The sequence below is a fragment of the Streptomyces sp. NBC_01217 genome (assembly GCF_035994185.1).
GTDB lineage: Bacteria > Actinomycetota > Actinomycetes > Streptomycetales > Streptomycetaceae > Streptomyces.
Window position 1 is genome coordinate 6,533,593 of the sequence record NZ_CP108538.1, and the last position, 25,498, is coordinate 6,559,090.

The following is a 25,498-nucleotide window of genomic DNA, read 5'->3' on the forward strand; positions in this document are numbered from 1 at the left end:
CACTCGAGACACGCAGGAGCACGTGGTGATCGAAGAAACCCTCCTCGAGGCCGAGGAGAAGATGGAGAAGGCCGTCGTCGTCGCGAAGGAGGACTTCGCCGCGATCCGGACCGGCCGTGCGCACCCCGCGATGTTCAACAAGATCGTCGCCGACTACTACGGCGCGCTGACCCCGATCAACCAGCTCGCCTCGTTCTCGGTGCCCGAGCCGCGCATGGCCGTCGTGACGCCGTTCGACAAGACCGCGCTGCGCAACATCGAGCAGGCCATCCGCGACTCGGACCTCGGCGTCAACCCGAGCAACGACGGCAACATCATCCGGGTGACCTTCCCGGACCTCACCGAGGAGCGTCGCCGCGACTACATCAAGGTCGCGAAGACGAAGGCCGAGGACTCCAAGATCTCCATCCGCGCCGTGCGCCGCAAGGCCAAGGAGACGCTGGACAAGCTGGTCAAGGACAAGGAGTCCGGCGAGGACGAGGTGCGTCGCGCCGAGAAGGAGCTCGACGACACCACCGCGAAGTACGTCGCGCAGGTCGACGAGCTGCTCAAGCACAAGGAAGCCGAGCTGCTCGAAGTCTGATGAACGACTCTTCCTGGGGCGCCTCGCAGGGAGCCGGCCGCTGGGGTGCGCCCGAGATGCAGGCCGCTCCGGCGGGTCCTGCATACGATGTGCATGACGCCCAGCAGACTCGGCCCATGCCCATCGTGCCGGACGATCCCGACGCAGGTAGAGACGCTGACGACCGTGATGACCGGGATCGGGGGGCCGCACGCCCGAACGGCGGTCCCCTGTTCCGTGACGAGAAGCCGCAGGAGCCCATGTCCACCGCGCCGCCGCCCCCGCAGAAGAAACGTGCGGGCCGTGATCTGCGATCCGCCATAGGGGTCGGTGTGGGGCTCGGCGCCGTCATCGTCGCCTCGCTGTTCATCGTGAAGGCCGTCTTCGTCGGTGTGATCGCCGTCGCCGTCGTTGTGGGCCTGTGGGAGCTCACCTCCCGGCTGGAGGAGCGCAAGGGCATCAAGGCGCCCCTCATCCCGCTGGCGGTCGGCGGCGCGGCCATGGTCGTGGCCGGATACGCGCGGGGTGCCGAGGGCGCCTGGGTAGCGACGGCGCTGACCGCGCTCGCGGTGCTCGTCTGGCGGATGACCGAGCCTCCCGAGGGTTACCTCAAGGACGTCACGGCCGGTGTGTTCGCCGTGTTCTACGTACCGTTCCTGGCCACCTTCGTCGCCATGCTCCTGACGGCGGACGACGGGCCTCAGCGGGTGCTCACCTTCCTGTCGCTGACCGTGGTCAGCGACACGGGTGCCTATGCCGTCGGCTGGCGCTTCGGGAAGCACAAGCTCGCGCCGCGCATCAGCCCCGGGAAGACCCGCGAGGGCCTGTTCGGGGCCGTCGCCTTCGCGATGGCCGCCGGTGCGCTGTGCATGCAGTTCCTGATCGACGGAGGTTCCTGGTGGCAGGGACTGCTGCTGGGACTCGCGGTCGCGGCCAGCGCGACCCTCGGCGACCTGGGCGAGTCGATGATCAAGCGGGACCTCGGCATCAAGGACATGGGCACGCTCCTGCCGGGGCACGGCGGAATCATGGACCGGCTGGACTCCCTGCTGCCGACCGCTCCGGTGGTCTGGCTGCTGCTGGTGCTGTTCGTGGGTTCCGGCTGAGTCCCAGGCCGACGCACCGGCCTGACCTGGGCATTTACGAGCGAGGGTCCGTTGTCCACAGGGCGGCGGGCCCTCATCGTTCTGTCTGCGACACTGGATGAACCATGCCTAAGCCCGGAGAACTCACTTTCGTCGCGCCCCGCGGAGCCAAGAAGCCGCCGCGGCACCTCGCCGACCTCACGCCCGCCGAGCGCAAGGAGGCCGTCGCCGCGATCGGCGAGAAGCCGTTCCGCGCCCAGCAGCTCTCGCAGCACTACTTCGCGCGGTACGCGCACGATCCGGCCGAGTGGACCAACATCCCGGCCGGTTCGCGGGACAGGCTCGCCGAGGCGATGCTCCCCGATCTGATGTCCGTGGTCCGTCACATCAGCTGTGACGACGACACCACCCGCAAGACGCTCTGGAAGCTGCACGACGGCACGCTCGTCGAGTCCGTCCTGATGCGTTACCCGGAGCGGGTGACGATGTGCATCTCGTCACAGGCCGGATGCGGGATGAACTGCCCGTTCTGCGCCACGGGACAGGCCGGTCTCGACCGCAATCTGTCGACCGCCGAGATCGTCCACCAGATCGTGGACGGCATGCGGGCGCTGCGAGACGGGGAGGTGCCCGGGGGTCCGGCGCGGCTCTCCAACATCGTCTTCATGGGCATGGGCGAGCCGCTCGCCAACTACAAGCGGGTGGTCGGCGCGATCCGTCGGCTGACCGACCCGGAGCCGGACGGGCTGGGGCTCTCGCAGCGCGGGATCACCGTCTCCACCGTGGGCCTGGTGCCCGCGATGCTCCGCTTCGCCGACGAGGGCTTCAAGTGCCGTCTCGCCGTCTCGCTGCACGCACCGGACGACGAACTGCGTGACACGCTTGTCCCGGTGAACACGCGCTGGAAGGTGCGCGAGGTGCTGGACGCCGCGTGGGAGTACGCGGAGAAGTCCGGCCGCCGCATCTCCATCGAGTACGCGCTGATCCGCGACATCAACGACCAGGCGTGGCGCGGCGATCTGCTCGGCCGGCTCCTCAAGGGCAAGCGGGTGCACGTCAATCTGATCCCGCTGAACCCGACGCCCGGCTCCAAGTGGACCGCCTCGCGGCCCGAGGACGAGAAGGCGTTCGTCGAGGCGATCGCGGCGCACGGGGTGCCGGTGACCGTGCGGGACACCCGCGGCCAGGAGATCGACGGAGCCTGCGGGCAGCTGGCGGCCTCCGAGCGCTGAGGCCGAATCGGCCCGTGTAATCTGGGCCCGAAATCAACTTCATATTCCGACAGGGGAGCGCCACAGCGCTGAGAGTGCGGCACCGAGAACAGGTCGGCCGCAGACCCTCTGAACCTCGCCCGGGTCATTCCGGGTAGGAAGTTCGGTCATCAACTCATGCTGTTGCGCCCTGCCCGCTCTCCGCGGGCGGGGCCGCGTCTCTTCCTGGCCAAAACCCAGGAGGAATCCACAATGAGCACCACGCGCAGAACCAAGCAGTTCGCCGCGACGGCCGTCGCCGCCGCGCTCGGCGTCACGGCACTCGCCGGATGCGGCGGTTCCGACTCGTCCGACTCCGGTTCCGGTGGCACGAAGGGCTCGAAGAGTTCCGGTTCGAAGACCGTGACTCTCGTCAGCCATGACTCCTTCAACGCCTCCAAGGATGTGCTCAAGGAGTTCACCGCGGAGACCGGCTACACCGTCAAGGTGCTGAAGAGCGGCGACGCGGGTGTCGCGCTCAACCAGGAGATCCTGACCAAGGGCTCCCCGCGCGGAGATGTGTTCTTCGGCGTCGACAACACCCTGCTCTCCCGCGCCCTGGACAGCGGCATCTTCACGCCGTACGAGGCCAAGGGCATCGACCGGGTGGCGGCCGGGACCCGGCTGGACGCCGCCGAGCACCGGGTCACCCCGATCGACACCGGCGACATCTGCGTCAACTACGACAAGAAGTACTTCGCCGACAAGAAGCTCGCGCCGCCGCAGTCCTTCGACGACCTGGCGAAGCCCGCGTACAAGAACCTCCTGGTCACCGAGAACGCCGAGACGTCCTCGCCCGGCCTCGGCTTCCTCCTCGGCACCGTCGCCGCCTACGGCGAGAAGGGCTACCAGGACTACTGGAAGAAGCTGAAGAGCAACGGCGTCAAGGTCGTCGACGGCTGGGAGCAGGCGTACAACGAGGAGTTCTCCGGCTCCGCGGGCGGCAAGAAGGCCAAGGCCGACCGGCCGCTCGTCGTCTCGTACGCCTCCAGCCCGCCCGCCGAGGTGCTGTACGCGAAGCCTCAGCCGGCCGAGGCCCCGACCGGGGTCGCCACCGGGACCTGCTTCCGGCAGATCGAGTTCGCGGGTCTGCTGAACGGCGCGAAGAACGAGGCGGGCGGCAAGGCCCTGCTGGACTTCCTGATCGGCAAGAAGTTCCAGGAGGACATGCCGCTCAACATGTTCGTGAACCCGGTCACCAAGGACGCGGAACTGCCCGAGCTGTTCACGAAGTTCGGCGCGACGGTGGACGAGCCGACGACCGTCGCCCCGGATCTGATCGCCAAGAACCGTGAGCAGTGGGTCCAGTCGTGGTCCTCGCTCGTAGTGAAGTAGCGAAGACACCCGTACGCGCGACGGACGCGGACGGGGAGTACACGGACAGGGAGGACGCCGGCGGGAACGGCGCGTACGGGGCGGGGCCGCGCGGGAAGCGGCCGCGGTCCGAACACGCCGATTCCGCGCGTGCGAAGGCCCGGCGCGGGAGCGCGGTGCGGCTCGGCCTGATGGCCGTGCCCGTCGCGTTCTTCGCGCTGTTCTTCGCCTACCCCGTCACCGCGATCGTCGGCCGCGGGCTGAAGGCCGACGGCGTCTGGCAGTTCGGCCGGATCGGCGAGGTGCTGGCCCGGCCGGACATCCGGGACGTCCTGTGGTTCACCACCTGGCAGGCGCTCGCCTCGACCGCGCTGACCCTGCTGATCGCCCTGCCCGGCGCCTATGTCTTCGCCCGCTTCGACTTCCCCGGCAGACAACTGCTGCGGGCCGTCGTCACCGTGCCGTTCGTGCTGCCGACCGTCGTCGTCGGGACGGCCTTCCTGGCACTGCTGGGGCGCGGCGGATTCCTCGACGAACTCTGGGGCGTACGGCTCGACACCACCGTCTGGGCGATCCTGCTCGCCCATGTGTTCTTCAACTACGCGGTCGTCGTACGGACCGTGGGCGGGCTGTGGTCACAGCTCGACCCGCGGCAGGAGGAGGCCGCCCGGGTGCTGGGCGCCGGGCGGTTCGCCGCCTGGCGGCGGGTCACCCTGCCGGCCCTGGCGCCCGCCGTGGCGGCTGCCTCGCTGATGGTCTTCCTCTTCACCTTCACCTCCTTCGGGGTCGTACAGATCCTCGGCGGTCCCGGGTACTCCACTCTGGAGGTGGAGATCTACCGGCAGACCGCCCGGCTGCTCGCGCTGCCGACGGCCGCCGTGCTGACGCTGGTGCAGTTCGCCGCGGTCGGCACGATCCTCGCCGTGCACGCCTGGACCGTACGGCGCCGGGAGACCGCGCTGAAACTGGTCGACCCGGCACAGACCGCCCGCAGGCCGCGCGGCGCCGGGCAGTGGGCGCTGCTCGGCGGCGTGCTGCTGACCGTGCTCGTGCTGATACTGCTGCCGCTCGGGGTGCTGGTCGAGCGCTCGCTGGACACTCCCGGCGGCCATGGCCTCGACTTCTACCGCGCCCTGCGGTCCGCGGACGCGGGCGGCGGTACGTTCCTGGTCGCACCGCTCGAAGCGGTCTGGAACTCGATTCAGTACGCGCTGGCAGCGACCGTCATCGCGCTGGTCATCGGGGGGCTCGCCGCCGCGGCGCTGACCCGGCGCGCGGGGCGGCTCGTCCGCGGCTTCGACGCCCTGCTGATGCTGCCGCTCGGGGTGTCCGCGGTCACCGTCGGCTTCGGTTTTCTGATCACCCTGGACAAGCCGCCGCTGGATCTGCGGACTTCCTGGATCCTGGTGCCGCTCGCTCAGGCGCTGGTCGGTGTGCCCTTCGTCGTACGGACCATGCTGCCGGTCCTGCGCGCGGTGGACGGCCGGCTGAGGGAGGCGGCCGCAGTGCTCGGGGCCTCGCCCCTGCGGGCCTGGCGGGAGGTCGATCTGCCGCTGGTGCGGCGGGCGTTGCTGGTCGCGGCCGGCTTCGCGTTCGCCGTGTCGCTCGGTGAGTTCGGCGCGACGGTGTTCATCGCGCGGCCCGACCGCCCGACGCTGCCGGTCGCCGTGGCCCGGCTGCTGGGGCGGGCCGGGGAGCTCAACTACGGCCAGGCGATGGCCCTCAGCACCATTTTGATGCTGGTCTGCGCCCTCTCACTGCTGCTGCTCGAACGTATTCGCACGGACCGGTCCGGGGAGTTCTAGGGATGCTGACACTGGAATCGGCCACCGTTCGCTTCGGCGAGCGGGCGGCGCTGGACCGGGTGGACCTGGAGGTCGCCGAGCACGAGATCGTGTGCGTGCTCGGGCCGAGCGGCAGCGGCAAGTCGACCCTGCTGAGGGTGGTCGCCGGACTGCACCCGCCGGACGGCGGCCGGGTGCTGCTGGACGGCGCGGACCAGGCGGGGGTGCCGGTGCACCGGCGCGGTCTCGGCCTGATGTTCCAGGACCACCAGCTCTTCCCGCACCGGGACGTCGGCGCCAATGTCGCCTTCGGGCTGCGGATGCGCGGGGTGTCGCGGCGCGATCAGGAACGCAGGGTCGGTGAACTCCTCGACCTGGTGGGCCTGCCCGGCGCCGAGCGGCGGGCCGTCGCCGCGCTGTCCGGCGGTGAACAGCAGCGTGTCGCCCTCGCGCGGGCGCTCGCCCCGCGCCCGAAGCTGCTGATGCTGGACGAGCCGCTCGGCCAGCTCGACCGCGGCCTGCGTGAGCGGCTCGTCGTCGAACTGCGCACGCTCTTCGGGCGCTTGGGTACGACGGTGCTCGCCGTCACCCACGACCAGGGCGAGGCGTTCGCGCTGGCCGACCGGGTGGTGGTGATGCGCGACGGGCGGATCGCCCAGGCCGGCACCCCGCTGGAGGTCTGGCAGCGGCCCGCCTCCGCGTTCGTCGCCCGGTTCCTCGGCTTCGACAACGTGGTGGAGGCGACGGTGACGGGCACGGCCGCCGACACGGTGTGGGGCAGGGTGCCGGTGCCCGAGGGCTCGCCGCAGGGGGCGTGCGATCTGCTGGTGCGTCCGGCCGGGGTGCGGATCGGTGCCCCGGACGAGGGGCTGCGCTGCACGGTCGGGGCGCGTACGTTCCGGGGCAACCACGTCGCCGTGCAGCTGATGCCACCGGGCGGTCCGGTCCTGGAGGCGGAGTGCGCGCTGCGGGACGCCCCCGAGGAGGGTGCGACCGTCGGGGTCGGCTTCGACGCGGCGGAGACCGTCGTCCTGCCCGCCGTCTTCTGACCTGCCCCGCGCGGGCGCGGCGTGCAAGCTGGAGGAGGACATGCGGAAGGTCCGGAACGACTCCGAGAAGGACGGGAACCATGACTCGGTCAGCACGCGAGGGCATCGACATCACCCGCGTCCTCGACGCCCCGCGGGAACGGGTCTTCGAGGCCTGGACGACGCCCGAGCACTTCGCCGCCTGGTACGGCGGCGATGCCGAGGTGCCGCTCGACCGGGTGGCGATGGACGTCAGACCGGGCGGCGCCTGGAGCCTGGTCATCGTGGTGCCGGGCACCGAGATGCCCTTCCACGGGGTCTACCGCGAGGTCGTCGCCCCCGAACGGCTGGTGTTCACGCTGAAGGACGCCACCGCGCCCGCCGACATCGAGGGCGAGACGGTCACCGCCACCTTCGCCGACCGCGGCGACAACACCACCGAAATGGTCTTCCAGCAGCGCGGCGGCAACCTCACGGCCGAGCAGTACGCGGCGGCCGAGGACGGCTGGGAGGCCTTCTTCGACTCGCTCGTGGCCCGGCTCGCGACCCTCTGAAACCGGCCCCCGGGCCTGTCTACCGCCGCGCCGACGAGCGGGCGAGCGCTTCCGGGACCTCGTCCACCGTGTCGACGAGCGCGATGCGGGACTCCATCGGCCGGCCGTCGGCCAGCGCGCGCAGCAGCGGCCACGCGGGCAGCTCCCGCGTCCAGTGGGCGCGCCCGACCAGCACCATCGGGGTCGGCCTGCCGCGGGAGCTGTAGTAGTTCGGCGTCGCGTTGCCGAAGACCTCCTGTACGGTGCCCGCCGCGCCCGGCAGGAAGATCACGCCCGCCCCGGACCGGGTGAGCAGCCCGTCCTCGCGCAGCGCGTTGGCGAAGTACTTGGCGATGTGGTCGGCGAACGGGTTCGGCGGCTCGTGCCCGTAGAACCAGGTGGGGATCGAGACCGAGCCGCCGCCGCCGGGCCAGCGCTCCCGTACGGCGAAGGCGGTCAGCGCCCAGTCGGTGACCGACGGGGTGAACGAGGGGGCCGCGGCCAGGAGTTCGCAGGCCTGGTCCAGCATCGGATCGGAGTACGGGGCCGCGTACGCCCCGAGGTTCGCGGCCTCCATGGCGCCGGGCCCGCCGCCGGTGGCCACCGTCAGGCCGCTCCGGGCCAGGGTCCGGCCCAGCCGGGCCGCGGCCGCGTACGGGGCGCTGCCGCGGGCCGTGGCGTGGCCGCCCATCACCCCGACGACGCGGGCGCCGGTGAGTTGCTCGTCCAGCGCGTCGGAGACCGCGTCGTCGTGGAGTGCGCGCAGCATCGAGGCGAACGTGTCGCCGCCGGCCCGGGTCTCCTGGAACCAGCGGTAGGCGCGGGCGTCCGGCGTCGCCGCGTAACCGCCGTCCGCCAGGCCTTCGTAGAGCGCGTCGGGGGAGTAGAGCAGGCCGCGGTACGGATCGAAGGGCAGCCCGGGCACCGGCGGGAAGACGAACGCGCCGTCGGCCCGCGCCTGCGCCGCAGCTTCGGGCGCCATCCGGCAGCCGAGGAAGACGGCGCCGGCCGTGTCGGTGGACCGCAGGGCGGCGCCCCGGTCCGTCAGGTCCACGGACTGGATCCGGTGTCCGGCCAGCCCGCCCGAGGCGACCGCCGCGTCGAACTCGGCGAGCGACTCGATCTCCGGTTCGGGTACGGGACTGCTGTCCTGCGGGTTGTCCACGGTGTCCTGCTCCGTAGCGGCCGAGGCGCGCGGGCGCGGTCAGGCCGTCAGCGGCAGCGCCGCCAGCTCGGCGACCAGCCAGGTCAGCGGGGCGAAGACGACCAGCAGTGCGACGGCGCGCAGGGCCGTCGCGGCCCGCAGCGCCGAGACCGGGGCGCCCAGCCGCAGCAGCGTCTGCGCGGTGGGAGTGCGGTCCTGCTTCGCCTCCAGCGCCGAGGTCAGCAGCGTCGCCGACGTACAGCCGAGGACGAGCACCGCTCCCAGCGTGGTGAGCGGGCCGAAGGCGCTCGGCCCCGTCCCGTACAGGGCGTAGGCGGCGATGATCGCGGAGAGCACCGCGCAGACCACGCCGAGCGGCCCGCCGATCCGGCGTGCCTCGTCCATCAGCACCCGGCCGGCCAGCAGGCGTACGGCGCCGGGGCGCACCGCCTGGAGCAGCCGCCCGCAGTGGTACGCGAGGCCGGGGCCGGCCATGGCCAGTCCGATCGCCGTCAGCGTCCATCCCGCGAGCACTCCGGCCGGGGTGGCGTCGAGCCTGCCGGGGAGCGGGAGGAGGCTGTGCCCGTCGCCGCGGCTCATGTACGCCTCGACGGCGAGACCGGCCGCGGTCAGCGCCACCCCCCACGGCAGCCCGGTCGGGGGCGCCGCCGGAGCGGGCTGCGGGTTCTCCGGCAGGGCGTCCGAGGAGTAGTCGTCGTCCGGGGCCGCCGTGACCGGCCGGGCGCGCAGCGCCAGCCCGCTCGCCGTGGCCGCGGCCAGCGGTACCAGGGTCAGCAGCACGAGCACGGCCGCGAGCGGCAGCGGGGCGTCCGCGTCGAGCAGCCCGGCTGCCGCGCCGTCGAACGGCAGTCCGGTCAGATCACCACGCAGGTGCAGGTAGAACAGCAGCGCCACCATCGACCCCAGGGCGCAGGAGACGGCGGTGGAGACCGCGGCGAGCACGGTGAGCCTGACCGGCCCGAGGCCCACGGCGGAAAGGCCGGAGCGAGGCCGGGTGCTCGGGTCCGTACGGGCCACCGCGACCGCGAACTGTACGGTGGCGGCCAGTGGTACGAAGCACCACAGCAGTCGCAGCACGGCCGCGGTGGAGTGCGCCGGGTGCCCCGACGCGTAACCCAGGGCGCACAGCAGCAGGAAGCCGACCCCGGCGGAGGCGGCCGCGACCAGCAGCCGCCGCATCAGGACCAGCGGATGGGAACCCCGGGCTAGACGGAGAGCGAGCACGCCGAGCGGCCCTCCGCATCGGATACGGCGGGCAGGGCGACGGTGGCGACGCGACGGCCGTCCAGCAGCGGGACCGTACGGTCGGCGAGGGCGGCGACCTCCGCGTCATGGGTGGCGAGCACGACCGTGATGCCGTGCGAGCGGGCCGCGCTGGTGAGGGTGCGCAGCACATGCGTGCGGTCGGTGCGGTGCAGGGTCGCGGTCGGCTCGTCGGCGAAGATCACCGAGGGCGAGGCGGCCAGCGCGCGGGCCACGGCGATCCGCTGGCGCTGCCCCTGGGGCAGCGTGTGCGGCCGCTTCTTGGCGCAGACGTCGATGTCGAGCCGCTCCAGCCACTCCAGGGCGGTCTTCCTCGCCTCCCGGTGCGAGGATCCGCGCAGCAGCAGCGGAAGGGCCACGTTCTCCCAGGTGTTCAGCTCCGGTACGAGCTGGGGCTCGGGGGCGATCCAGCCGAACCTGTCGCGGCGCAGCCGTTCGCGCAGCCGGGGGCCCATCGTGTGGACGGGAACGCTGTTGAACCACACCTCGCCGTCCTGGGGCACCAGTTGACCGGAGAGGCAGTGCAGGAGGGTCGTCTTGCCGCTGCCCCTGGGTCCGGTCACGGCGAGGATCTCGCCGTCGCGGACCTCCATGGAGACACCGCCGAGCGCCGGTGCGCCGTTGTGGGAGTGGTGCAGGGAACGCGCCCAGATCACGTCGTTGTCCGGCGGGGCCACCATGGCGTACACCTCGGTTCAGTTCGTCTGTCCTGTCCCTCTTACGGGGGAACGAAGAGGGGGCCGATGGGTCACTCGGCACCGTAAGGATTCGAACCGCGGTGTGGGCACAGCACACGGCCCGGGTGCGCTCCATCCCACTCGAATGGGCGCATCCGGGCCGTGTGAAGTGCCGGTCAGAGCTTGGTCCACGCCTCCGTGAGGACGGTCCGCAGGGTGCCCTCGATCTCGTCGAACGTCGACTGGTCGGAGATCAGCGGCGGCGCGAGCTGGACGACCGGGTCGCCGCGGTCGTCGGCCCGGCAGTACAGGCCGTTCTCGTACAGCGCCTTGGAGAGGAAGCCGTACAGGACGCGCTCGGTCTCCTCGTCGGTGAAGGTCTCCTTGGTGACCTTGTCCTTCACCAGCTCGATGCCGTAGAAGAAGCCGTTGCCGCGGACGTCGCCGACGATCGGCAGGTCGTGCAGCTTCTGCAGCGTCGTGAAGAACGCGTTCTCGTTGTCCAGGACGTGCTGGTTGAGGCCCTCGCGCTCGAAGATGTCGAGGTTGGCGAGGCCGACCGCAGCGGAGACCGGGTGGCCACCGAAGGTGTAGCCGTGCAGGAAGGTGTTGCCGCCCTCGTAGAACGGCGCGGCGATCCGGTCCGAGACGATGCAGGCACCGATCGGGGAGTAGCCCGAGGTCATGCCCTTGGCGCAGGTGATCATGTCCGGCACGTAGCCGAACTTGTCGCAGGCGAACATCGTGCCCAGACGGCCGAAGGCGCAGATGACCTCGTCGGAGACGAGCAGGACGTCGTACTTGTCGCAGATCTCGCGCACGCGCTGGAAGTATCCGGGCGGCGGCGGGAAGCAGCCACCGGCGTTCTGCACCGGCTCCAGGAAGACCGCGGCGACGGTCTCCGCGCCCTCGAACAGGATCTCCTGCTCGATCTGGTCGGCGGCCCAGCGGCCGAAGGCCTCCGGGTCGTCGCCGTGGATCGGGGCGCGGTAGATGTTGGTGTTCGGCACCTTGTGCGCGCCGGGGACCAGCGGCTCGAAGGGGGCCTTCAGGGCCGGCAGGCCGGTGATCGACAGGGCGCCCTGCGGGGTGCCGTGGTAGGCGACCGCACGCGAGATGACCTTGTACTTGGTCGGCTTGCCCTGGAGCTTGAAGTACTGCTTGGCCAGCTTCCAGGCCGTCTCGACGGCCTCGCCGCCACCGGTGGTGAAGAAGACCTTGTTGAGGTCACCCGGCGCGTAGTCGGCGAGGCGCTCGGCCAGCTCGACCGCCTTGGGGTGGGCGTAGGACCAGACCGGGAAGAAGCCCAGCTCCTGGCCCTGCTTGTACGCCGCCTCGGCGAGCTCGTGACGGCCGTGACCCGCGTTGACCACGAACAGGCCGGACAGGCCGTCGAGGTAGCGCTTGCCCTGATCGTCGTAGATGTAGGTGCCCTCGCCACGCACGATGGTGGGAACGGGCGCGTTCTCGTAGTCCGACATGCGGGTGAAATGCATCCACAGGTGGTCGTACGCGGTTCGGCTGAGGTCCTTGCTCACGGCTATCGGGTTCCCCACATATAGGTCTGCTTCTTGAGCTTCAGGTACACGAAGCTCTCGGTGGAGCGCACCCCGGGGATGGCCCGGATGCGTTTGTTGATCGTTTCCAGCAGGTGGTCGTCGTCCTCGCAGACGATCTCCACCATCAGGTCGAAGGAGCCCGCGGTCATCACCACGTACTCGCACTCGGCCATGGCCGACAGCGCCTCCGCGACGGGATCGAGGTCGCCTTCGACATTGATGCCGACCATCGCCTGCCGCCGGAATCCCACGGTGAGCGGGTCCGTGACGGCGACGATCTGCATCACGCCCTGGTCGAGCAGCTTCTGGACGCGCTGCCGCACGGCCGCTTCGGAGAGGCCGACGGCCTTGCCGATCGCGGCGTACGGACGACGTCCGTCCTCCTGGAGCTGCTCGATGATTGCGAGGGACACGGCATCGACCGTTGGGGACGATCCGTTCCCGGTCCTGGAGTCTGCGCTGCGACTGGCCACGGATCCACTGTGCACCGGGACTCGTCTGTCTGGCAACCCCGGATCGATGAAATTCGTTGTTTGAAGGTCTGGATCTCACCGAATCCGAAGTTCACGGCGGTTGGGCATGTCGAAAGCGATACCTGAGCGACTAGGCTGGTGCATCTCACCCATTGGACGTGTCGACAGGAGGGGTGGTTGTGACCACCGAGGTGCGCCGTCTGCGCAACTACATCAACGGAGAGTTCCGGGACGCCGCTGACGGGCGGACCATCGATGTGGTCAACCCGGCGACGGAAGAGGTCTACGCGACCTCCCCGCTCTCCGGCCAGGCCGATGTCGATGCCGCGATGGACGCCGCCGCGGCCGCCTTCCCCGCCTGGCGGGATGCCACGCCCGCCGAGCGTCAGAGGGCTCTGCTGAAGATCGCGGACGCCTTCGAGGAGCGCGCCGAGGATCTCATCGCCGCCGAGTCGGAGAACACCGGCAAGCCGATCGAGCTGACCCGCACCGAAGAGATCCCGCCCATGGTGGACCAGATCCGCTTCTTCGCGGGCGCGGCGCGGATGCTCGAAGGCCGCTCGGCCGGTGAGTACATGGAGGGCCTCACCTCCATCGTCCGCCGCGAGCCGGTCGGTGTCTGCGCGCAGGTCGCGCCGTGGAACTACCCGATGATGATGGCCGTCTGGAAGTTCGCCCCGGCGCTCGCCGCGGGCAACACCGTCGTCATCAAGCCGTCCGACACCACCCCGGCGTCGACCGTGCTGATCGCCGAGATCATCGGCCAGATCCTGCCCAAGGGCGTCTTCAACGTCATCTGCGGCGACCGCGACACCGGCCGCGCGATGGTCGAGCACCCGATTCCGGCGATGGCCTCCATCACCGGCTCGGTGCGGGCCGGCATGCAGGTCGCCGAGTCCGCGGCCAAGGACGTCAAGCGGGTCCACCTGGAGCTGGGCGGCAAGGCCCCGGTCGTCGTGTTCGAGGACACCGACATCGCCAAGGCCGTCGAGGGCATCTCCGTCGCGGGCTACTTCAACGCGGGCCAGGACTGTACGGCCGCGACCCGCGTCCTGGTCCACGAGTCGATCCACGACGAGTTCGTCACCGCCCTGGCCAAGGCCGCCGCCGACACCAAGACGGGGCAGCCGGACGACGAGGACGTGCTGTACGGTCCGCTCAACAACGCCAACCAGCTGAAGCAGGTCAGCGGCTTCATCGAGCGGCTCCCCGCCCACGCCAAGGTCGAGGCGGGCGGCCACCGGGTCGGCGAGAAGGGCTACTTCTACGCCGCGACCGTCGTCTCGGGCCTCCAGCAGGACGACGAGATCATCCAGAACGAGGTCTTCGGCCCGGTCATCACCGTCCAGAAGTTCACGGACGAGGCCCAGGCCGTCGCGTACGCCAACGGCGTCGAGTACGCCCTGGCCTCCTCCGTGTGGACCAAGGACCACGCACGGGCCATGCGGATGTCCAAGAACCTCGACTTCGGCTGTGTGTGGATCAACACCCACATTCCGCTCGTCGCCGAGATGCCGCACGGTGGATTCAAGAAGTCCGGTTACGGCAAGGACCTCTCCGCGTACGGCTTCGAGGACTACACCCGCATCAAGCACGTCATGACGTCGATCGAGGACTGATCCTCCGTCAGCTGCCGCGTACGGCCCCGGGCCTGAGCCCGGGGCCGTTCCCGTACCCCGGCATCGACAGGGTGTGCGGACGGAGCGTGTGCCGCTGGACGGTTGGTCCATTGCCCGCGCCGTCGCCCGACCGGCATCCTGCGCGGGTGCGAGCAACCCCGAAGAACCCCATGTCCCGCCGGTCCCCTTCTCCGGGAAGATCAGCCCGGCGCTGATGAACCACCAGGAGACCGGCCGGGACCTGATCGTCGTCAGCGACTGGATGGCCGCCCGCTTCGTACGGCTCGGCTGGGTGCAGGAGATGGACCGCGCCGAGCAGCCCAACGTCGCCGAGTACCTCGATCCGCAGCTGCGGATCCCCGCTTTCGACCGGGGCCGGACGCGCAGCGTCCCCTGGCAGTCCGGGATCACCGGCATCGCCTACAACCGCGGGAAGCTCGGCCGCGAGATCAGGCACCTGAGCGATCTGTGGGCGGACGACCTGCGCGGCAAGGTGACGCTGCTGTCCGGACTCGACGAGTCCTTCGCCCTCCTGATGCAGGGCAACGCCGTCGACATCACCCGCTGGGAGCGGGACGACTTCTACGAGGTGTGCGACCAGGTGGAGAAGCTGGTGAGGGGAAAACACATCCGCCGCTTCACCGGCAACGACTACATCAAGGACCTGTCGACCGGCGATGTGCTCGCCTGCCAGGCCTACTCCGGCGACGTCATCCAGCTCCAGGCCGACAACCCGGACATCGAGTTCGTCGTGCCCGAGGAGGGCGCCGAACTCTGGGCGGAATCCCTCATGATCCCCAACCTCGCCCGCCACAAGAGCAATGCCGAGAAGCTCATCGACTACTACTACGAGCCGGAGGTCGCCGCGGAGCTCGCGACCTGGGTCAACTACGTCTGCCCTGTCCCCGCCGCCCGCGAGGTGCTGGCCTCGTCCAAGGACGAGGAGACGGCCGCGCTCGCCGAGGACCCGCTGATCTTCCCCGACGACGCGATGCGCAAACGGCTGGCGATCACACGCGACATCACGTCCGAGGAGCGCCCCGGATTCGCGAAGAAGTGGAACTCCATCGTCGGCCTGTGAGCCGTACCGGGGGCGGCGTAAAGAGCAGGTAAACGCGGGCGTACGCTGCGGACATGAGCGAGCGAAGAGCCTTGCTGAGGCGCATACGCGTGTGGGTGGCCGTCTTTGTCGTCTGTCTGGTGCTGAGCGGGCTGACCGCCTTCCCGCTCGTCCATGAACTCCACTGGGCCGAGGACCTGCTGAAGTCCTCGGCCTCTCCCGTACCCGAGCACTTCCCGGCCCTGATGGAGTGGATCACCCGGGTCCGCACCGGCCTCGACGAGGCCGACGCGAAGTACCCCTTCGTGCTGTACGGCACCGACTGGCTGGCCTTCGCGCACCTCGTCATCGCGGTCGCCTTCTACGGCCCCTACCGCGACCCGGTCCGCAACATCTGGGTCGTCGAGTTCGGCATGATCGCCTGCGCCGGGATCATTCCGCTCGCCCTGATCTGCGGGCCGATCCGCGGCATCCCCTTCTGGTGGTCGGTCATCGACATGTCGTTCGGCGTCTTCGGGGTGCTCCCGCTGCTCGTCGTACGCCGCATGATCAAGCGGCTGGAGGCGCTGCCGCAGGGGCCGGAACCGGCACCGGCGACGGCACCTGCGACGGCCGCCTGAGCCGGATCCCGGTCACGGCTTCCGCGCCATCGCGCCGAACTGGGCGACCCGCACCGCACCGGGCTCCGCGCGCCAGTGCGCGCAGGACACGATGCCCGGCTCCACCAGGTCCAGCCCCGTCAGGAACGTGACCTCGTGCGTGTTGCCGGCGGTCGGCAGGCCGGCCGATGTCCAGGAACTGGCCGATCCCCGCGTCACCGGCGAGATACCGCACGGCCCGCCCCAGGAACGCCCGGTCGGCGCGCGCGCCACTTCGCCGATGCCCGGATACATGGTGGTGACCCGGTCGCCGACCGCGCGGTGCCGGACCGGTTCAAGAAGGGCCGGTGGGCGGGGAATCGGCCAGGACGCTGTGCAGGGCGTCGACCCGGTTGGTGGTGATCGAGTCGACCCCCTGCCGCACGAGGCGGCGCATGGTGCGCCTGGTGTCGGCGGTCCAGGCGGAGACCAGCAGTCCGTCCCGGTGGAGACGGTCCGTCAGCTCCCGGTCCACCAGGCCGAACCGGTAGTTCAGCCACCGCGGCCGCACCGCGTCGAGCAGCGTGGCGCGTGGCGGTGCGAGGGTCGTCCAGGTCAGGGCGATCTCGGCGTTCGGATCGGCGGCGCGCACCCGCAGCATGGCATCGGGGCCCGCGCAGTAGTACGCCCGCTCGCCGGCCCCGCACTCGCGCACCACGCCGACGGCCCGGCGTACGGAACCGTCGGTCGAGCCGGGCAGATCGACCATGACGCGGTGCGCCCCGGCGGCGAGCAGGGCATCGCGCAGCGTGGGCACACCGCCCCCGGTCAGCTCGGTGAGCTCCTGGTGGGTGAGCCGGTCCAGGCGTACGTCATGACCCCACAGCCGCCCCAGCGTGGCGTCGTGCAGCAGGACCGGTACGCCGTCGCGGGTGACCCGCACATCGATCTCGACCGCGTCCGCCCCCCGTTCGAGGGCGGAGCGGATCGAGGGCAGCGTGTTCTCGCGGACACGGTACGGATCGCCGCGGTGGGCCACGGCGGTGACAGTGGTGGCCATGGGGCCATTGTGACCACCGGGTCAGCGGCCGGTGCGCTCCAGCCAGTTCGCCGTGTACGTGTCGATCTCGGCGGCCAGCGTCCGCTTTCCGGCCGCGTCGAGGTACGAGGCCTCGACCGCGTTCTTCGCCAGCGCCGCGAGACCGCGCTCGTCCAGGCCGAGGAGGCGGGCGGCCACCCCGTACTCGTTGTTGAGGTCCGTGCCGAACATCGGCGGGTCGTCGCTGTTGATGGTGACCAGGACGCCCGCCTGCACCATCTCCCTGACCGGGTGCTGCTCGATGTCCGCCACCGCGCGGGTCGCGATGTTCGAGGTCGGGCAGACCTCCAGCGGGATGCGGTGCTCGGCGAGGTGGGCAAGCAGCCTCGGGTCCTGTACGGAGGTGGTGCCGTGGCCGATGCGCTCGGCGCGCAGATGGGTCAGTGCGTCCCAGACGGTCTGCGGCCCGGTGGTCTCCCCGGCGTGCGGCACGGAGTGCAGGCCCTCGGCGATCGCCCGGTCGAAGTAGGGCTTGAACTGCGGGCGGGGTACGCCGATCTCCGGGCCGCCGAGCCCGAACGAGACGAGGCCCTCGGGCCGCAGGTCCACGGCGAGCCGGACGGTCTCCTCGGCCGATTCGAGCCCGGCCTCGCCGGGAATGTCGAAGCACCAGCGCAGGACGACCCCGAGCTCGGCCTCGGCCGCCTTGCGGGCGTCCTCTATCGCCTCCATGAACGCCTGCTCCGGGATGCCGCGCCGGGTCGAGCTGAACGGGGTGACGGTCAGCTCCGCGTAACGGATGTTCTGCCGGGCCATGTCACGGGCGACCTCGAAGGTCAGCAGCCGGACGTCCTCCGGGGTGCGGATCAGGTCCACGACGGAGAGATACACCTCGATGAAGTGCCTGAAGTCCGTGAAGGTGAAGTAGTCGGCCAGCGCCTCGGGGTCGGTGGGGACCTTGGAGTCGGGGTGGTGCGCGGCCAGCTCGGCGACGATGCGCGGCGATGCGGACCCGACGTGGTGGACGTGCAGTTCCGCCTTGGGCAGCCCCGCGATGAAGGGGTGCAGATCGGTCATCGGATTCTCCGGGGGCGTGGGACGGTTCGGGTGCCGGGCGCGGGTCGGCCGGGCAGGGGACGGGGATCATCGTAGGCCGGGTCCTGCCGTGCGGCGGTGGGCCGTAGCATTACGGGATCACGATGGGGGAGGGCCATGTCAGACAACACAGAGCAGCCCGCGGGCGGGGCCGCGCCGCGCGATCCGTGGGCGCCGCCGGAGAACAAGGTGCCGCTGGAGAAGCCGGCCGGTGATCCCCGGCCGCCGGCGGTGCACGATCAGCAGACCGTCACCTCGATGCCGGGAGTGGGGGAGGGGCCCGCACCTGCCGCGGGACCGGGCTTCGGTGCCGGGGCGCCGAGCGGGCAGGTGCCCGGCCCCGGCCCCGGGTTCGGCCCCGGGGAGGTACCGCCGCCGCCGATCGCGCCGAACGGACCGGGCCAGCAGGTCCCGCCGGCCGCGGGGCAGTACGGCTACCCGGCCGCACCGGCCCCGCAGTACGGCGGCTACCCCGCCGGGTACACCGGCTACGGCCAGGCACCCTGGGGCGGTCCCTCGCCCGCCAACGGCCTGGGTACGGCAGCCATGGTGCTCGGCATCCTGGCCGTCGCCCTGTTCTGCATCTACGGGATACCCAGCCTGATCCTGGGCGCACTCGCCCTGATCTTCGGCATCCTGGGCCGCAAGCGGGTCCAGCGCGGCGAGGCGACCAACAGCGGTCAGGCCCTCGCCGGGATCATCATGGGGTCCATCGGCATCGTCTTCGGTGTGGCGATCATCAGCTTCTTCATCTGGCTGTTCGTCGCTCATGGCGACGAGTTCGACGACCCGTACAACGACGACCCGTACTCCACGTCCCTGGTGGTCGACGTCACGCGCTAGTGCCCCTCCCGATGGCCGGGCGGGCCGGACCCCCGGCTCTCCCGGTCATCGGACATCCCGGCCGCCTCACGCCGCGCGCAGCTCCGCCCGCGCGTCCATCAGCGCGAACCCCAGCAGATTCAGCCCCCGCCATGTCGCCGGGTTCTCCGCACGCGGGTCGTCCGCCGCCAGCCCGATGCCCCATATCCGGTCCATGGGGCTCGCCTCGACCAGCACCCGGTCCCCGGTGTTCAGCAGGAATTCCCGCAGCTCGGGGTGATGGGCGAACTTGTGGACGCTGCCGGCCACCACCAGGGCGTACCGCTCGCGCTCCCACACCGCGCCGTCGAAACCGCGAACCTGCCGCCCCACCTTCTTCGCCTGGGCCGGGCTCTTCGCCGCCACCGCGCGGTCCACCGCCTCCGCGTCGCCGAAGAGCCGCGCCTTGGCGGCCATCATCCAGTGCTCGGCCGATGCGTATGTCACACCGTCGACCGTGAAGGGCGCCGGCCACCACTGGCTGAGACAGCTCGCACCGATGCGGCCGTCCGGCCGCGGGCGGTGCCCCCAGAAGCGCAGGTACTTCACCTTCTCGCCGCGCCCGGTCCGTACCAGGAGATCGTCCATGTGTTCCATGACACGCGAGTCTGGCATCCGCCACTGACACTCCGTACGGGGAATTCCGCAAGGACGCGACACATGGTCGACAGATTCCGTCGCGTAACCAAAAGGCAACAACGGAATCACTTGTTGGGGTGGATCCCCTCTGTCAGGATCGGCACTCAAATCGAGCAGAGGCCACGCCGTCCCGTTTTCCGGGGACCGCGGCCGAGGAGAGCGTCATGGGCAACGGCATCCAGGTGCGGGACCGCTTCGCGGACGGCGCACAGTACATCGGCGGAAAGCTGCGGTCCGGGACATCGGGACGTCACCACGAGGTGGTGGACCCGGCCACGGGCGAGAGCGTCTACACGTACGAGTTGGCGGGCACCGCCGATGTCGACGCGGCCGTCGCCGCCGCACGCCAGGCGTTCCCCGGCTGGTCGGCCGCGACCCCGGCCGAGCGGGCCGAGGCGATGCACCGCTTCGCCGCCGTACTCGCCGGGCAGGCCGACGACTTCGCGTACGTCGAGTCCCTCCAGTGCGGCAAGCCGATCAAGCTCTCCACCGAGTTCGACATCCCCGGCACCGTCGACAACACCTCCTTCTTCGCGGGCGCCGCCCGCCACCTGGAGGGCAGGTCGGCCGCCGAGTACGACGGCGACCACACCTCCTACGTACGCCGTGAGGCGATCGGCGTCATCGGCTCCATCGCGCCCTGGAACTACCCGCTCCAGATGGCCGCCTGGAAGATCCTCCCGGCCGTCGCCGCAGGCAACACCATCGTGCTGAAGCCCGCCGAGATCACCCCGCTGACCTCGCTGATGTTCGCTCAGGCGGCCACGGAGGCGGGCATCCCGGACGGTGTGATCAACATCGTCACGGGGGCGGGCAAGGATGCCGGTGAGCATCTCGTCGGCCACCCGGACGTCGTCATGACCTCCTTCACCGGCTCCACCGCCGTCGGCAAGCGGGTCGCCGAGATCGCCACCTCCACCGTCAAGCGCCTCCACCTCGAACTCGGCGGCAAGGCCCCTTTCCTGGTCTTCGACGACGCCGACCTCGAAGCCGCCGTCCACGGCGCGGTCGCCGGGGCGCTCATCAACACCGGGCAGGACTGCACCGCCGCCACCCGCGCCTACGTCCAGCGCCCGCTGTACGACGCCTTCGTGCAGGGCGTCGCCGAGCTGATGGAGACCGTGCGGCTCGGCGATCCCTTCGACCCCTCGACCGACCTCGGCCCGCTGATCAGCCACGCGCAGCGGGACCGCGTCGCCGGATTCGTGGAGCGCGCCCGCGCGTACGCCACCGTCGTGACCGGGGGCGAGGCCCCCGGCGGCGAACTGGCGGCCGGTGCCTACTACCGGCCCACCCTGGTCGCGGGCGCCGCCCAGGACAGCGAGATCGTCCAGTCCGAGATCTTCGGCCCGGTCCTGGTCGTGCTGCCCTTCGACACCGACGACGAGGGCATCCGCCTCGCCAACGACACCCCGTACGGACTCGCCGCCTCCGCCTGGACCCGCGATCTGTACCGGGCGAACCGCGCCACCCGCGAGATCAAGGCGGGCTGCGTCTGGATCAACGACCACATCCCGATCATCAGCGAGATGCCGCACGGCGGGTACAAGGCCAGCGGCTTCGGAAAGGACATGTCGTCGTACTCCTTCGAGGAGTACACACAGGTCAAGCACGTCATGTACGACAACACCGCGGTTGCCAGGAAGGACTGGCACCGCACGATCTTCGGGGACCGATAACCCGGCCGACCCCCGGCCCCACACACCCGAAAGGGCAACGCGCATGGAGCAGTACGAGCCCGAGCGTCTCTCCGCGGCCCAGCTGGCCGCGATGCGACGCAGTCTGACCAGCGGCCGGGGCGCCCTGACCCGCCGATCACTGCTGCGCGCCTCCGGCATGGGAGCGCTCGCGATCGGCGGACTGGGGACGCTGAGCGCATGCGGCATCCCGCCCGCGAAGCGGGAAGGGGACGCCGCGGCGCCCACCGACGACCACTCGGCCAAGGAGAAGCAGATCAACTTCTCCAACTGGACCGAGTACATGGACGTCAGTGAGGACGAGAAGCACCGGCCCACCCTGGAGGCGTTCACGAAACGCACCGGGATCAAGGTCAAGTACACCGAGGACATCAACGACAACGTCGAGTTCTTCGGCAAGATAAAACCGCAGCTCGCCGCGGGACAGGACACCGGCCGCGACCTCATCATCGTGACCGACTGGCTCGCCGCCCGCATCATCCGGCTCGGCTGGGCCCAGAAGCTCGACCCGGCGAACCTGCCGCACGCCTTCGCCAACCTCTCGTCCCAGTTCCGCACCCCCGACTGGGACCCGGGCCGCGCCTACTCGTACCCCTGGACCGGCATCCCCACCGTCATCGCCTACAACTCCAAGGCGACCGGCGGCCGCAAGGTCGACTCCATCACTCAGCTGCTCGACGACCCCGCGCTCAAGGGACGGGTCGGGTTCCTCTCCGAAATGCGTGACTCCGTCGGCATGACCCTGCTCGACATGGGCAAGGACCCCGGGACGTTCACCGACGCCGACTACGACGCCGCGATCGGCCGGATCCAGAAGGGCGTCGACAAGAAGCAGATCCGCCGCTTCACCGGCAACGACTACACCGCGGACCTCGACAAGGGCGACATCGCCGCCTGTGTCGCGTGGGCCGGAGACATCATCCAGCTCCAGGCCGGAAACCCGGACATCAAGTACGCCATCCCGGCCGCCGGTTACATCACGTCGAGCGACAACATGCTGGTCCCGGCCAAGGCACGGCACAAGACCAACGCCGAGAAGCTCATGGACTACTACTACGAGCCGCCGGTCGCCGCGGAGCTCGCCGCCTACATCAACTACGTCTGCCCGGTCGACGGTGTCCGCGAGGAACTCGCCAAGATCGACGAGGCGATGGCCTCCAACACACTCATCCTCCCCGACAAGGAGATGGCGGCCCGATCGCACGCCTTCCGCTCACTGACGAGCAAGGAAGAGACGGCGTACGAGGAGAAGTTCGCCAAGCTCATCGGCGCCTGAGCGCCGTGCCCTTTCCCCCTCGCCCGATCTCCCCCTGACACCACTGGGACTGCGACCCATGACACAGCAGCAGACAGGCGGCGATGTCCGCCTCACCGGGATCAGCAAGACGTACGGCTCCTTCACCGCCGTCGAACCGCTCGACCTGACCGTCCCGCAGGGCTCCTTCTTCGCGCTGCTCGGCGCGTCGGGCTGCGGCAAGACCACCACCCTGCGGATGATCGCGGGCCTGGAGGAGGCCACCACCGGCACCGTCTCGCTCGGCGGCCGGGACATCACGGGCCTGCCCCCGTACAAGCGGCCCGTCAACACCGTCTTCCAGAGCTATGCGCTCTTCCCGCACCTCGACATCACCGAGAACGTCGCCTTCGGCCTGCGCCGGCGCGGCATCAAGTCGGTGAAGAAGCAGGTCGACGACATGCTGGAGCTCGTCCAGCTCGGCGACTTCGCGAAGCGCAAACCGCATCAGCTCTCCGGCGGCCAGCAGCAGCGCGTCGCCGTCGCCCGCGCCCTGATCAACCACCCGCAGGTGCTCCTGCTCGACGAGCCGCTCGGCGCCCTCGACCTCAAGCTGCGCCGCCAGATGCAGCTTGAGCTCAAGCGCATCCAGACCGAGGTCGGCATCACGTTCATCCACGTCACCCACGACCAGGAGGAGGCCATGACCATGGCCGACACCGTCGCGGTGATGAACGCGGGCCGCGTCGAGCAGCTCGGCGCCCCCGCCGATCTGTACGAGAACCCGGGCACGACCTTCGTCGCCAACTTCCTGGGCACCTCGAACCTCATCGAGGGCGAGATCGTCTCCACGGGCACGGACATAGTCGTCGCGGCGGGCGGCGGAAAGCTGCGGCTGCCCACCGACCGGTGTACGGCCCCGACCACGGATGGCGGCAAGCTGCTCCTCGGCGTACGCCCGGAGAAGATCTCGCTGGCGCACGCCGACGACGCGGACGCGATCGCCGACGGCCGCAACCGGGTCACCGGCCGGATCGTCGACTCCAGCTTCATCGGTGTGTCCACGCAGTACGTCGTGGAGAGCCCGGCGGGCAAGGCGCTCCATGTGTACGAGCAGAACGTCGAGAGGCGCGCCGGCTTCACGGTGGGCGCCGAGGTCGTCCTGCACTGGAACCCGGCGCACACCTTCGGCCTCGACGCCGCACAGGACATCGACGCCGGTGTGGAGACGGTGGAGGACGCGGCGTGACCCTCACCAAGGAGGCGCCGCCAGCCGCGCCCATCACCCGGCCGAAGGTACGCAAACCCTCCACCCGCAAGCGCCTCGTCCCCTACTGGCTGCTGCTCCCCGGCATCCTGTGGCTGGTCGTCTTCTTCGCGCTGCCGCTGGTCTACCAGGCGTCGACCTCCGTACAGACCGGATCCCTGGAGAAGGGATTCGAGGTCACCTGGCACTTCCAGACGTACTGGGACGCGCTGAAGGACTACTACCCGCAGTTCATCCGGTCCCTGCTGTACGCGGGCACCGCCACGATCCTGTGCCTGCTGCTCGGCTACCCGCTCGCGTACCTCATCGCGTTCAAGGCAGGCCGCTGGCGCAACGTCGTTCTCGTGCTGGTCATCGCGCCGTTCTTCACCAGCTTCCTGATCCGTACGCTCGCCTGGAAGACGATCCTCGCGGACGGCGGCGCGGTCGTCGACGTACTGAACACCCTGCACGTCCTGGACGTCACCAGCTGGCTCGGCTGGACCGAGTCCAACCGGGTGCTGGCCACGCCGATGGCGGTCGTCTGCGGTCTCACGTACAACTTCCTGCCGTTCATGATCCTGCCGCTCTACACCTCGCTGGAGCGGATCGACGGCAGGCTGCACGAGGCGGCCGGAGATCTGTACGCCACCCCCGCCACCACCTTCCGCAAGGTGACCTTCCCGCTCTCCATGCCGGGTGTCGTCTCCGGAACGCTGCTGACCTTCATCCCGGCCAGCGGTGACTACGTCAACGCGGAACTGCTGGGCTCCACCGACACCAAGATGGTCGGCAGCGTCATCCAGACCCAGTTCCTGCGCGTCCTCGACTATCCGACGGCGGCCGCGCTCTCCTTCATGCTCATGGCGGTCGTCCTGATCATGGTCACCGTCTACATCCGCCGCTCCGGGACGGAGGACCTGGTCTGATGCCCGTACTGCGCTGGATTCGCCGGAACCTGATCGTCATCGCGGGTCTGCTGACCCTCGCGTACATGATCCTTCCGAACGTCGTCGTGATGGTGTTCTCGTTCAACAAGCCGAACGGGCGCTTCAACTACGCCTGGCAGCGGTTCTCGCTGGACGCCTGGAAGGACCCCTGCGGCGTCGCCGACATGTGCGGCTCGCTCTCGCTCTCCCTCCAGATCGCCGCCTGGGCGACGATCGGCGCGACCGTGCTCGGCACGATGATCGCGTTCGCACTGGTCCGCTACCGCTTCCGGGCGCGCGGCGCGATCAACTCGCTGATCTTCCTGCCCATGGCGATGCCCGAGGTCGTCATGGCGGCCTCACTGCTCACGCTCTTCCTCAACATGGGCGCACAGCTGGGCTTCTGGACGATCCTCATCGCACACATCATGTTCTGCCTGAGCTTCGTAGTGACGGCCGTCAAGGCGCGTGTGATGTCGATGGACCCGCGGCTGGAGGAGGCGGCCCGCGATCTGTACGCGGGCCCCGTACAGACCTTCCTGCGGGTGACGCTGCCGATCGCCGCCCCCGGAATCGCGGCGGGAGCACTGCTCGCCTTCGCGCTCTCCTTCGACGACTTCATCATCACCAACTTCAACTCGGGCAACACCGTCACCTTCCCCATGTTCGTCTGGGGATCGGCGCAGCGCGGCACGCCCGTGCAGATCAACGTCATCGGCACCGCGATGTTCATCATTGCCGTGCTGGTGGTCGTCGTCGGCCAGCTGATCGCGAACCGGCGTAAGAACAGCGCACATTAGAAGGCCCT

General features: G+C 70.0%; 23 protein-coding genes and 2 pseudogenes. 16 read left to right on the forward strand and 9 right to left on the reverse strand.

Features of this window, described 5'->3' with window-relative positions:
- Positions 1–25 precede the first annotated feature (25 nt).
- The 7 genes from frr (at position 26) to OG507_RS29335 (ending at position 7,577) form a co-directional block, all read left to right on the forward strand.
- Complete coding sequence (gene frr / locus OG507_RS29305; RefSeq protein WP_037690170.1) at positions 26–583, forward strand: ribosome recycling factor; 558 nt, start codon at positions 26–28, stop codon at positions 581–583.
- Entirely contained in the window at positions 583–1,668 is a 1,086-nt protein-coding gene (locus tag OG507_RS29310; RefSeq protein ID WP_327370125.1) for a phosphatidate cytidylyltransferase, read from the forward strand. The genes frr and OG507_RS29310 overlap by 1 nt, the downstream gene beginning before the upstream one ends.
- A gap of 104 nt (positions 1,669–1,772) precedes the next feature.
- The gene (gene rlmN, locus OG507_RS29315) at positions 1,773–2,879 is read left to right on the forward strand and encodes a 23S rRNA (adenine(2503)-C(2))-methyltransferase RlmN (RefSeq protein WP_327370126.1); all 1,107 of its coding nucleotides are present in this window, start codon (positions 1,773–1,775) and stop codon (positions 2,877–2,879) included.
- 231 nt (positions 2,880–3,110) lie between these two features.
- On the forward strand, positions 3,111–4,232 hold the full coding sequence (locus tag OG507_RS29320; protein ID WP_327370127.1) for a thiamine ABC transporter substrate-binding protein: 1,122 nt from the start codon (positions 3,111–3,113) through the stop codon (positions 4,230–4,232).
- A 170-nt stretch (positions 4,233–4,402) separates the two neighbouring features.
- Entirely contained in the window at positions 4,403–6,016 is a 1,614-nt protein-coding gene (locus OG507_RS29325; protein WP_327372146.1) for an ABC transporter permease, read from the forward strand.
- A gap of 2 nt (positions 6,017–6,018) precedes the next feature.
- The gene (locus OG507_RS29330; protein WP_327370128.1) at positions 6,019–7,044 is read left to right on the forward strand and encodes an ABC transporter ATP-binding protein; all 1,026 of its coding nucleotides are present in this window, start codon (positions 6,019–6,021) and stop codon (positions 7,042–7,044) included.
- An 80-nt stretch (positions 7,045–7,124) separates the two neighbouring features.
- The gene (locus tag OG507_RS29335; RefSeq protein ID WP_327370129.1) at positions 7,125–7,577 is read left to right on the forward strand and encodes an SRPBCC family protein; all 453 of its coding nucleotides are present in this window, start codon (positions 7,125–7,127) and stop codon (positions 7,575–7,577) included.
- Positions 7,578–7,596: 19 nt separating this feature from the next.
- On the opposite strand, the gene OG507_RS29340 is transcribed toward OG507_RS29335, so the two are convergent.
- The 5 genes from OG507_RS29340 to OG507_RS29360 all read right to left on the reverse strand — a co-directional run bounded on the left by OG507_RS29340 (position 7,597) and on the right by OG507_RS29360 (position 12,708).
- A complete protein-coding gene (locus OG507_RS29340; protein ID WP_327370130.1) occupies positions 7,597–8,721 on the reverse strand; it encodes an LOG family protein in 1,125 nt (374 codons plus the stop codon).
- Positions 8,722–8,760: 39 nt separating this feature from the next.
- Positions 8,761–9,945 carry a hypothetical protein gene (locus OG507_RS29345; RefSeq protein ID WP_327370131.1) on the reverse strand — a complete coding sequence of 395 codons (1,185 nt, stop codon included), beginning with the start codon at positions 9,943–9,945 and terminating at the stop codon, positions 8,761–8,763.
- A complete protein-coding gene (locus OG507_RS29350; RefSeq protein WP_327370132.1) occupies positions 9,927–10,664 on the reverse strand; it encodes an ABC transporter ATP-binding protein in 738 nt (245 codons plus the stop codon). The genes OG507_RS29345 and OG507_RS29350 overlap by 19 nt, the downstream gene beginning before the upstream one ends.
- 173 nt (positions 10,665–10,837) lie before the next feature.
- Entirely contained in the window at positions 10,838–12,217 is a 1,380-nt protein-coding gene (locus OG507_RS29355; RefSeq protein WP_327370133.1) for an aspartate aminotransferase family protein, read from the reverse strand.
- Positions 12,202–12,708: an Lrp/AsnC family transcriptional regulator gene (locus OG507_RS29360; protein ID WP_327370134.1), complete on the reverse strand. Its 507-nt coding sequence runs from the start codon at positions 12,706–12,708 to the stop codon at positions 12,202–12,204. Before OG507_RS29360 ends, OG507_RS29355 begins: the two co-directional genes overlap by 16 nt.
- Positions 12,709–12,872: 164 nt before the next feature.
- Here OG507_RS29360 and OG507_RS29365 point away from each other — a divergent pair, with 164 nt between their 5' ends.
- The 3 genes and pseudogenes from OG507_RS29365 (at position 12,873) to OG507_RS29375 (ending at position 15,992) form a co-directional block, all read left to right on the forward strand.
- Positions 12,873–14,312 carry a gamma-aminobutyraldehyde dehydrogenase gene (locus tag OG507_RS29365; protein ID WP_327370135.1) on the forward strand — a complete coding sequence of 480 codons (1,440 nt, stop codon included), beginning with the start codon at positions 12,873–12,875 and terminating at the stop codon, positions 14,310–14,312.
- A gap of 187 nt (positions 14,313–14,499) precedes the next feature.
- Positions 14,500–15,393 (forward strand): annotated as a pseudogene (locus OG507_RS29370) (polyamine ABC transporter substrate-binding protein); the annotation flags it as partial.
- Between the two features lie 53 nt (positions 15,394–15,446).
- Positions 15,447–15,992 carry a hypothetical protein gene (locus tag OG507_RS29375; RefSeq protein ID WP_327370136.1) on the forward strand — a complete coding sequence of 182 codons (546 nt, stop codon included), beginning with the start codon at positions 15,447–15,449 and terminating at the stop codon, positions 15,990–15,992.
- 129 nt (positions 15,993–16,121) lie between these two features.
- On the opposite strand, the pseudogene OG507_RS40485 reads toward OG507_RS29375, so the two are convergent.
- The 3 genes and pseudogenes from OG507_RS40485 to OG507_RS29390 all read right to left on the reverse strand — a co-directional run.
- Positions 16,122–16,292 (reverse strand): annotated as a pseudogene (locus OG507_RS40485) (SAM-dependent methyltransferase); the annotation flags it as partial.
- 13 nt (positions 16,293–16,305) lie between these two features.
- Positions 16,306–17,010 (reverse strand): glycerophosphodiester phosphodiesterase, encoded by a 705-nt coding sequence (locus OG507_RS29385; protein WP_327370137.1) that lies wholly within the window; start codon positions 17,008–17,010, stop codon positions 16,306–16,308.
- Between the two features lie 21 nt (positions 17,011–17,031).
- Entirely contained in the window at positions 17,032–18,066 is a 1,035-nt protein-coding gene (locus tag OG507_RS29390) for an adenosine deaminase (protein WP_327370138.1), read from the reverse strand.
- Between the two features lie 135 nt (positions 18,067–18,201).
- Between OG507_RS29390 and OG507_RS29395 the strand changes: the two genes are divergently transcribed.
- Positions 18,202–18,927 (forward strand): DUF4190 domain-containing protein, encoded by a 726-nt coding sequence (locus tag OG507_RS29395; RefSeq protein ID WP_327370139.1) that lies wholly within the window; start codon positions 18,202–18,204, stop codon positions 18,925–18,927.
- Positions 18,928–18,993: 66 nt separating this feature from the next.
- Here the strand turns inward: OG507_RS29395 and OG507_RS29400 are convergent, their stop codons facing one another.
- The gene (locus tag OG507_RS29400; protein ID WP_442811038.1) at positions 18,994–19,533 is read right to left on the reverse strand and encodes an NADAR family protein; all 540 of its coding nucleotides are present in this window, start codon (positions 19,531–19,533) and stop codon (positions 18,994–18,996) included.
- 215 nt (positions 19,534–19,748) lie between these two features.
- Here OG507_RS29400 and OG507_RS29405 point away from each other — a divergent pair, with 215 nt between their 5' ends.
- Genes OG507_RS29405 through OG507_RS29425 form a run of 5 tightly spaced genes read left to right on the forward strand, consistent with a single transcriptional unit; the run spans position 19,749 to position 25,490 of the window.
- Positions 19,749–21,263, forward strand: a complete 1,515-nt coding sequence (locus OG507_RS29405) for a gamma-aminobutyraldehyde dehydrogenase (RefSeq protein ID WP_327370141.1) — start codon at positions 19,749–19,751, stop codon at positions 21,261–21,263.
- A 43-nt stretch (positions 21,264–21,306) separates the two neighbouring features.
- On the forward strand, positions 21,307–22,557 hold the full coding sequence (locus OG507_RS29410) for an ABC transporter substrate-binding protein (RefSeq protein ID WP_327370142.1): 1,251 nt from the start codon (positions 21,307–21,309) through the stop codon (positions 22,555–22,557).
- Between the two features lie 58 nt (positions 22,558–22,615).
- Positions 22,616–23,764: an ABC transporter ATP-binding protein gene (locus OG507_RS29415; protein ID WP_327370143.1), complete on the forward strand. Its 1,149-nt coding sequence runs from the start codon at positions 22,616–22,618 to the stop codon at positions 23,762–23,764.
- Positions 23,761–24,690 carry an ABC transporter permease gene (locus OG507_RS29420; protein ID WP_327370144.1) on the forward strand — a complete coding sequence of 310 codons (930 nt, stop codon included), beginning with the start codon at positions 23,761–23,763 and terminating at the stop codon, positions 24,688–24,690. Before OG507_RS29415 ends, OG507_RS29420 begins: the two co-directional genes overlap by 4 nt.
- Entirely contained in the window at positions 24,690–25,490 is an 801-nt protein-coding gene (locus OG507_RS29425; protein WP_327370145.1) for an ABC transporter permease, read from the forward strand. The genes OG507_RS29420 and OG507_RS29425 overlap by 1 nt, the downstream gene beginning before the upstream one ends.
- Positions 25,491–25,498 lie beyond the last annotated feature (8 nt).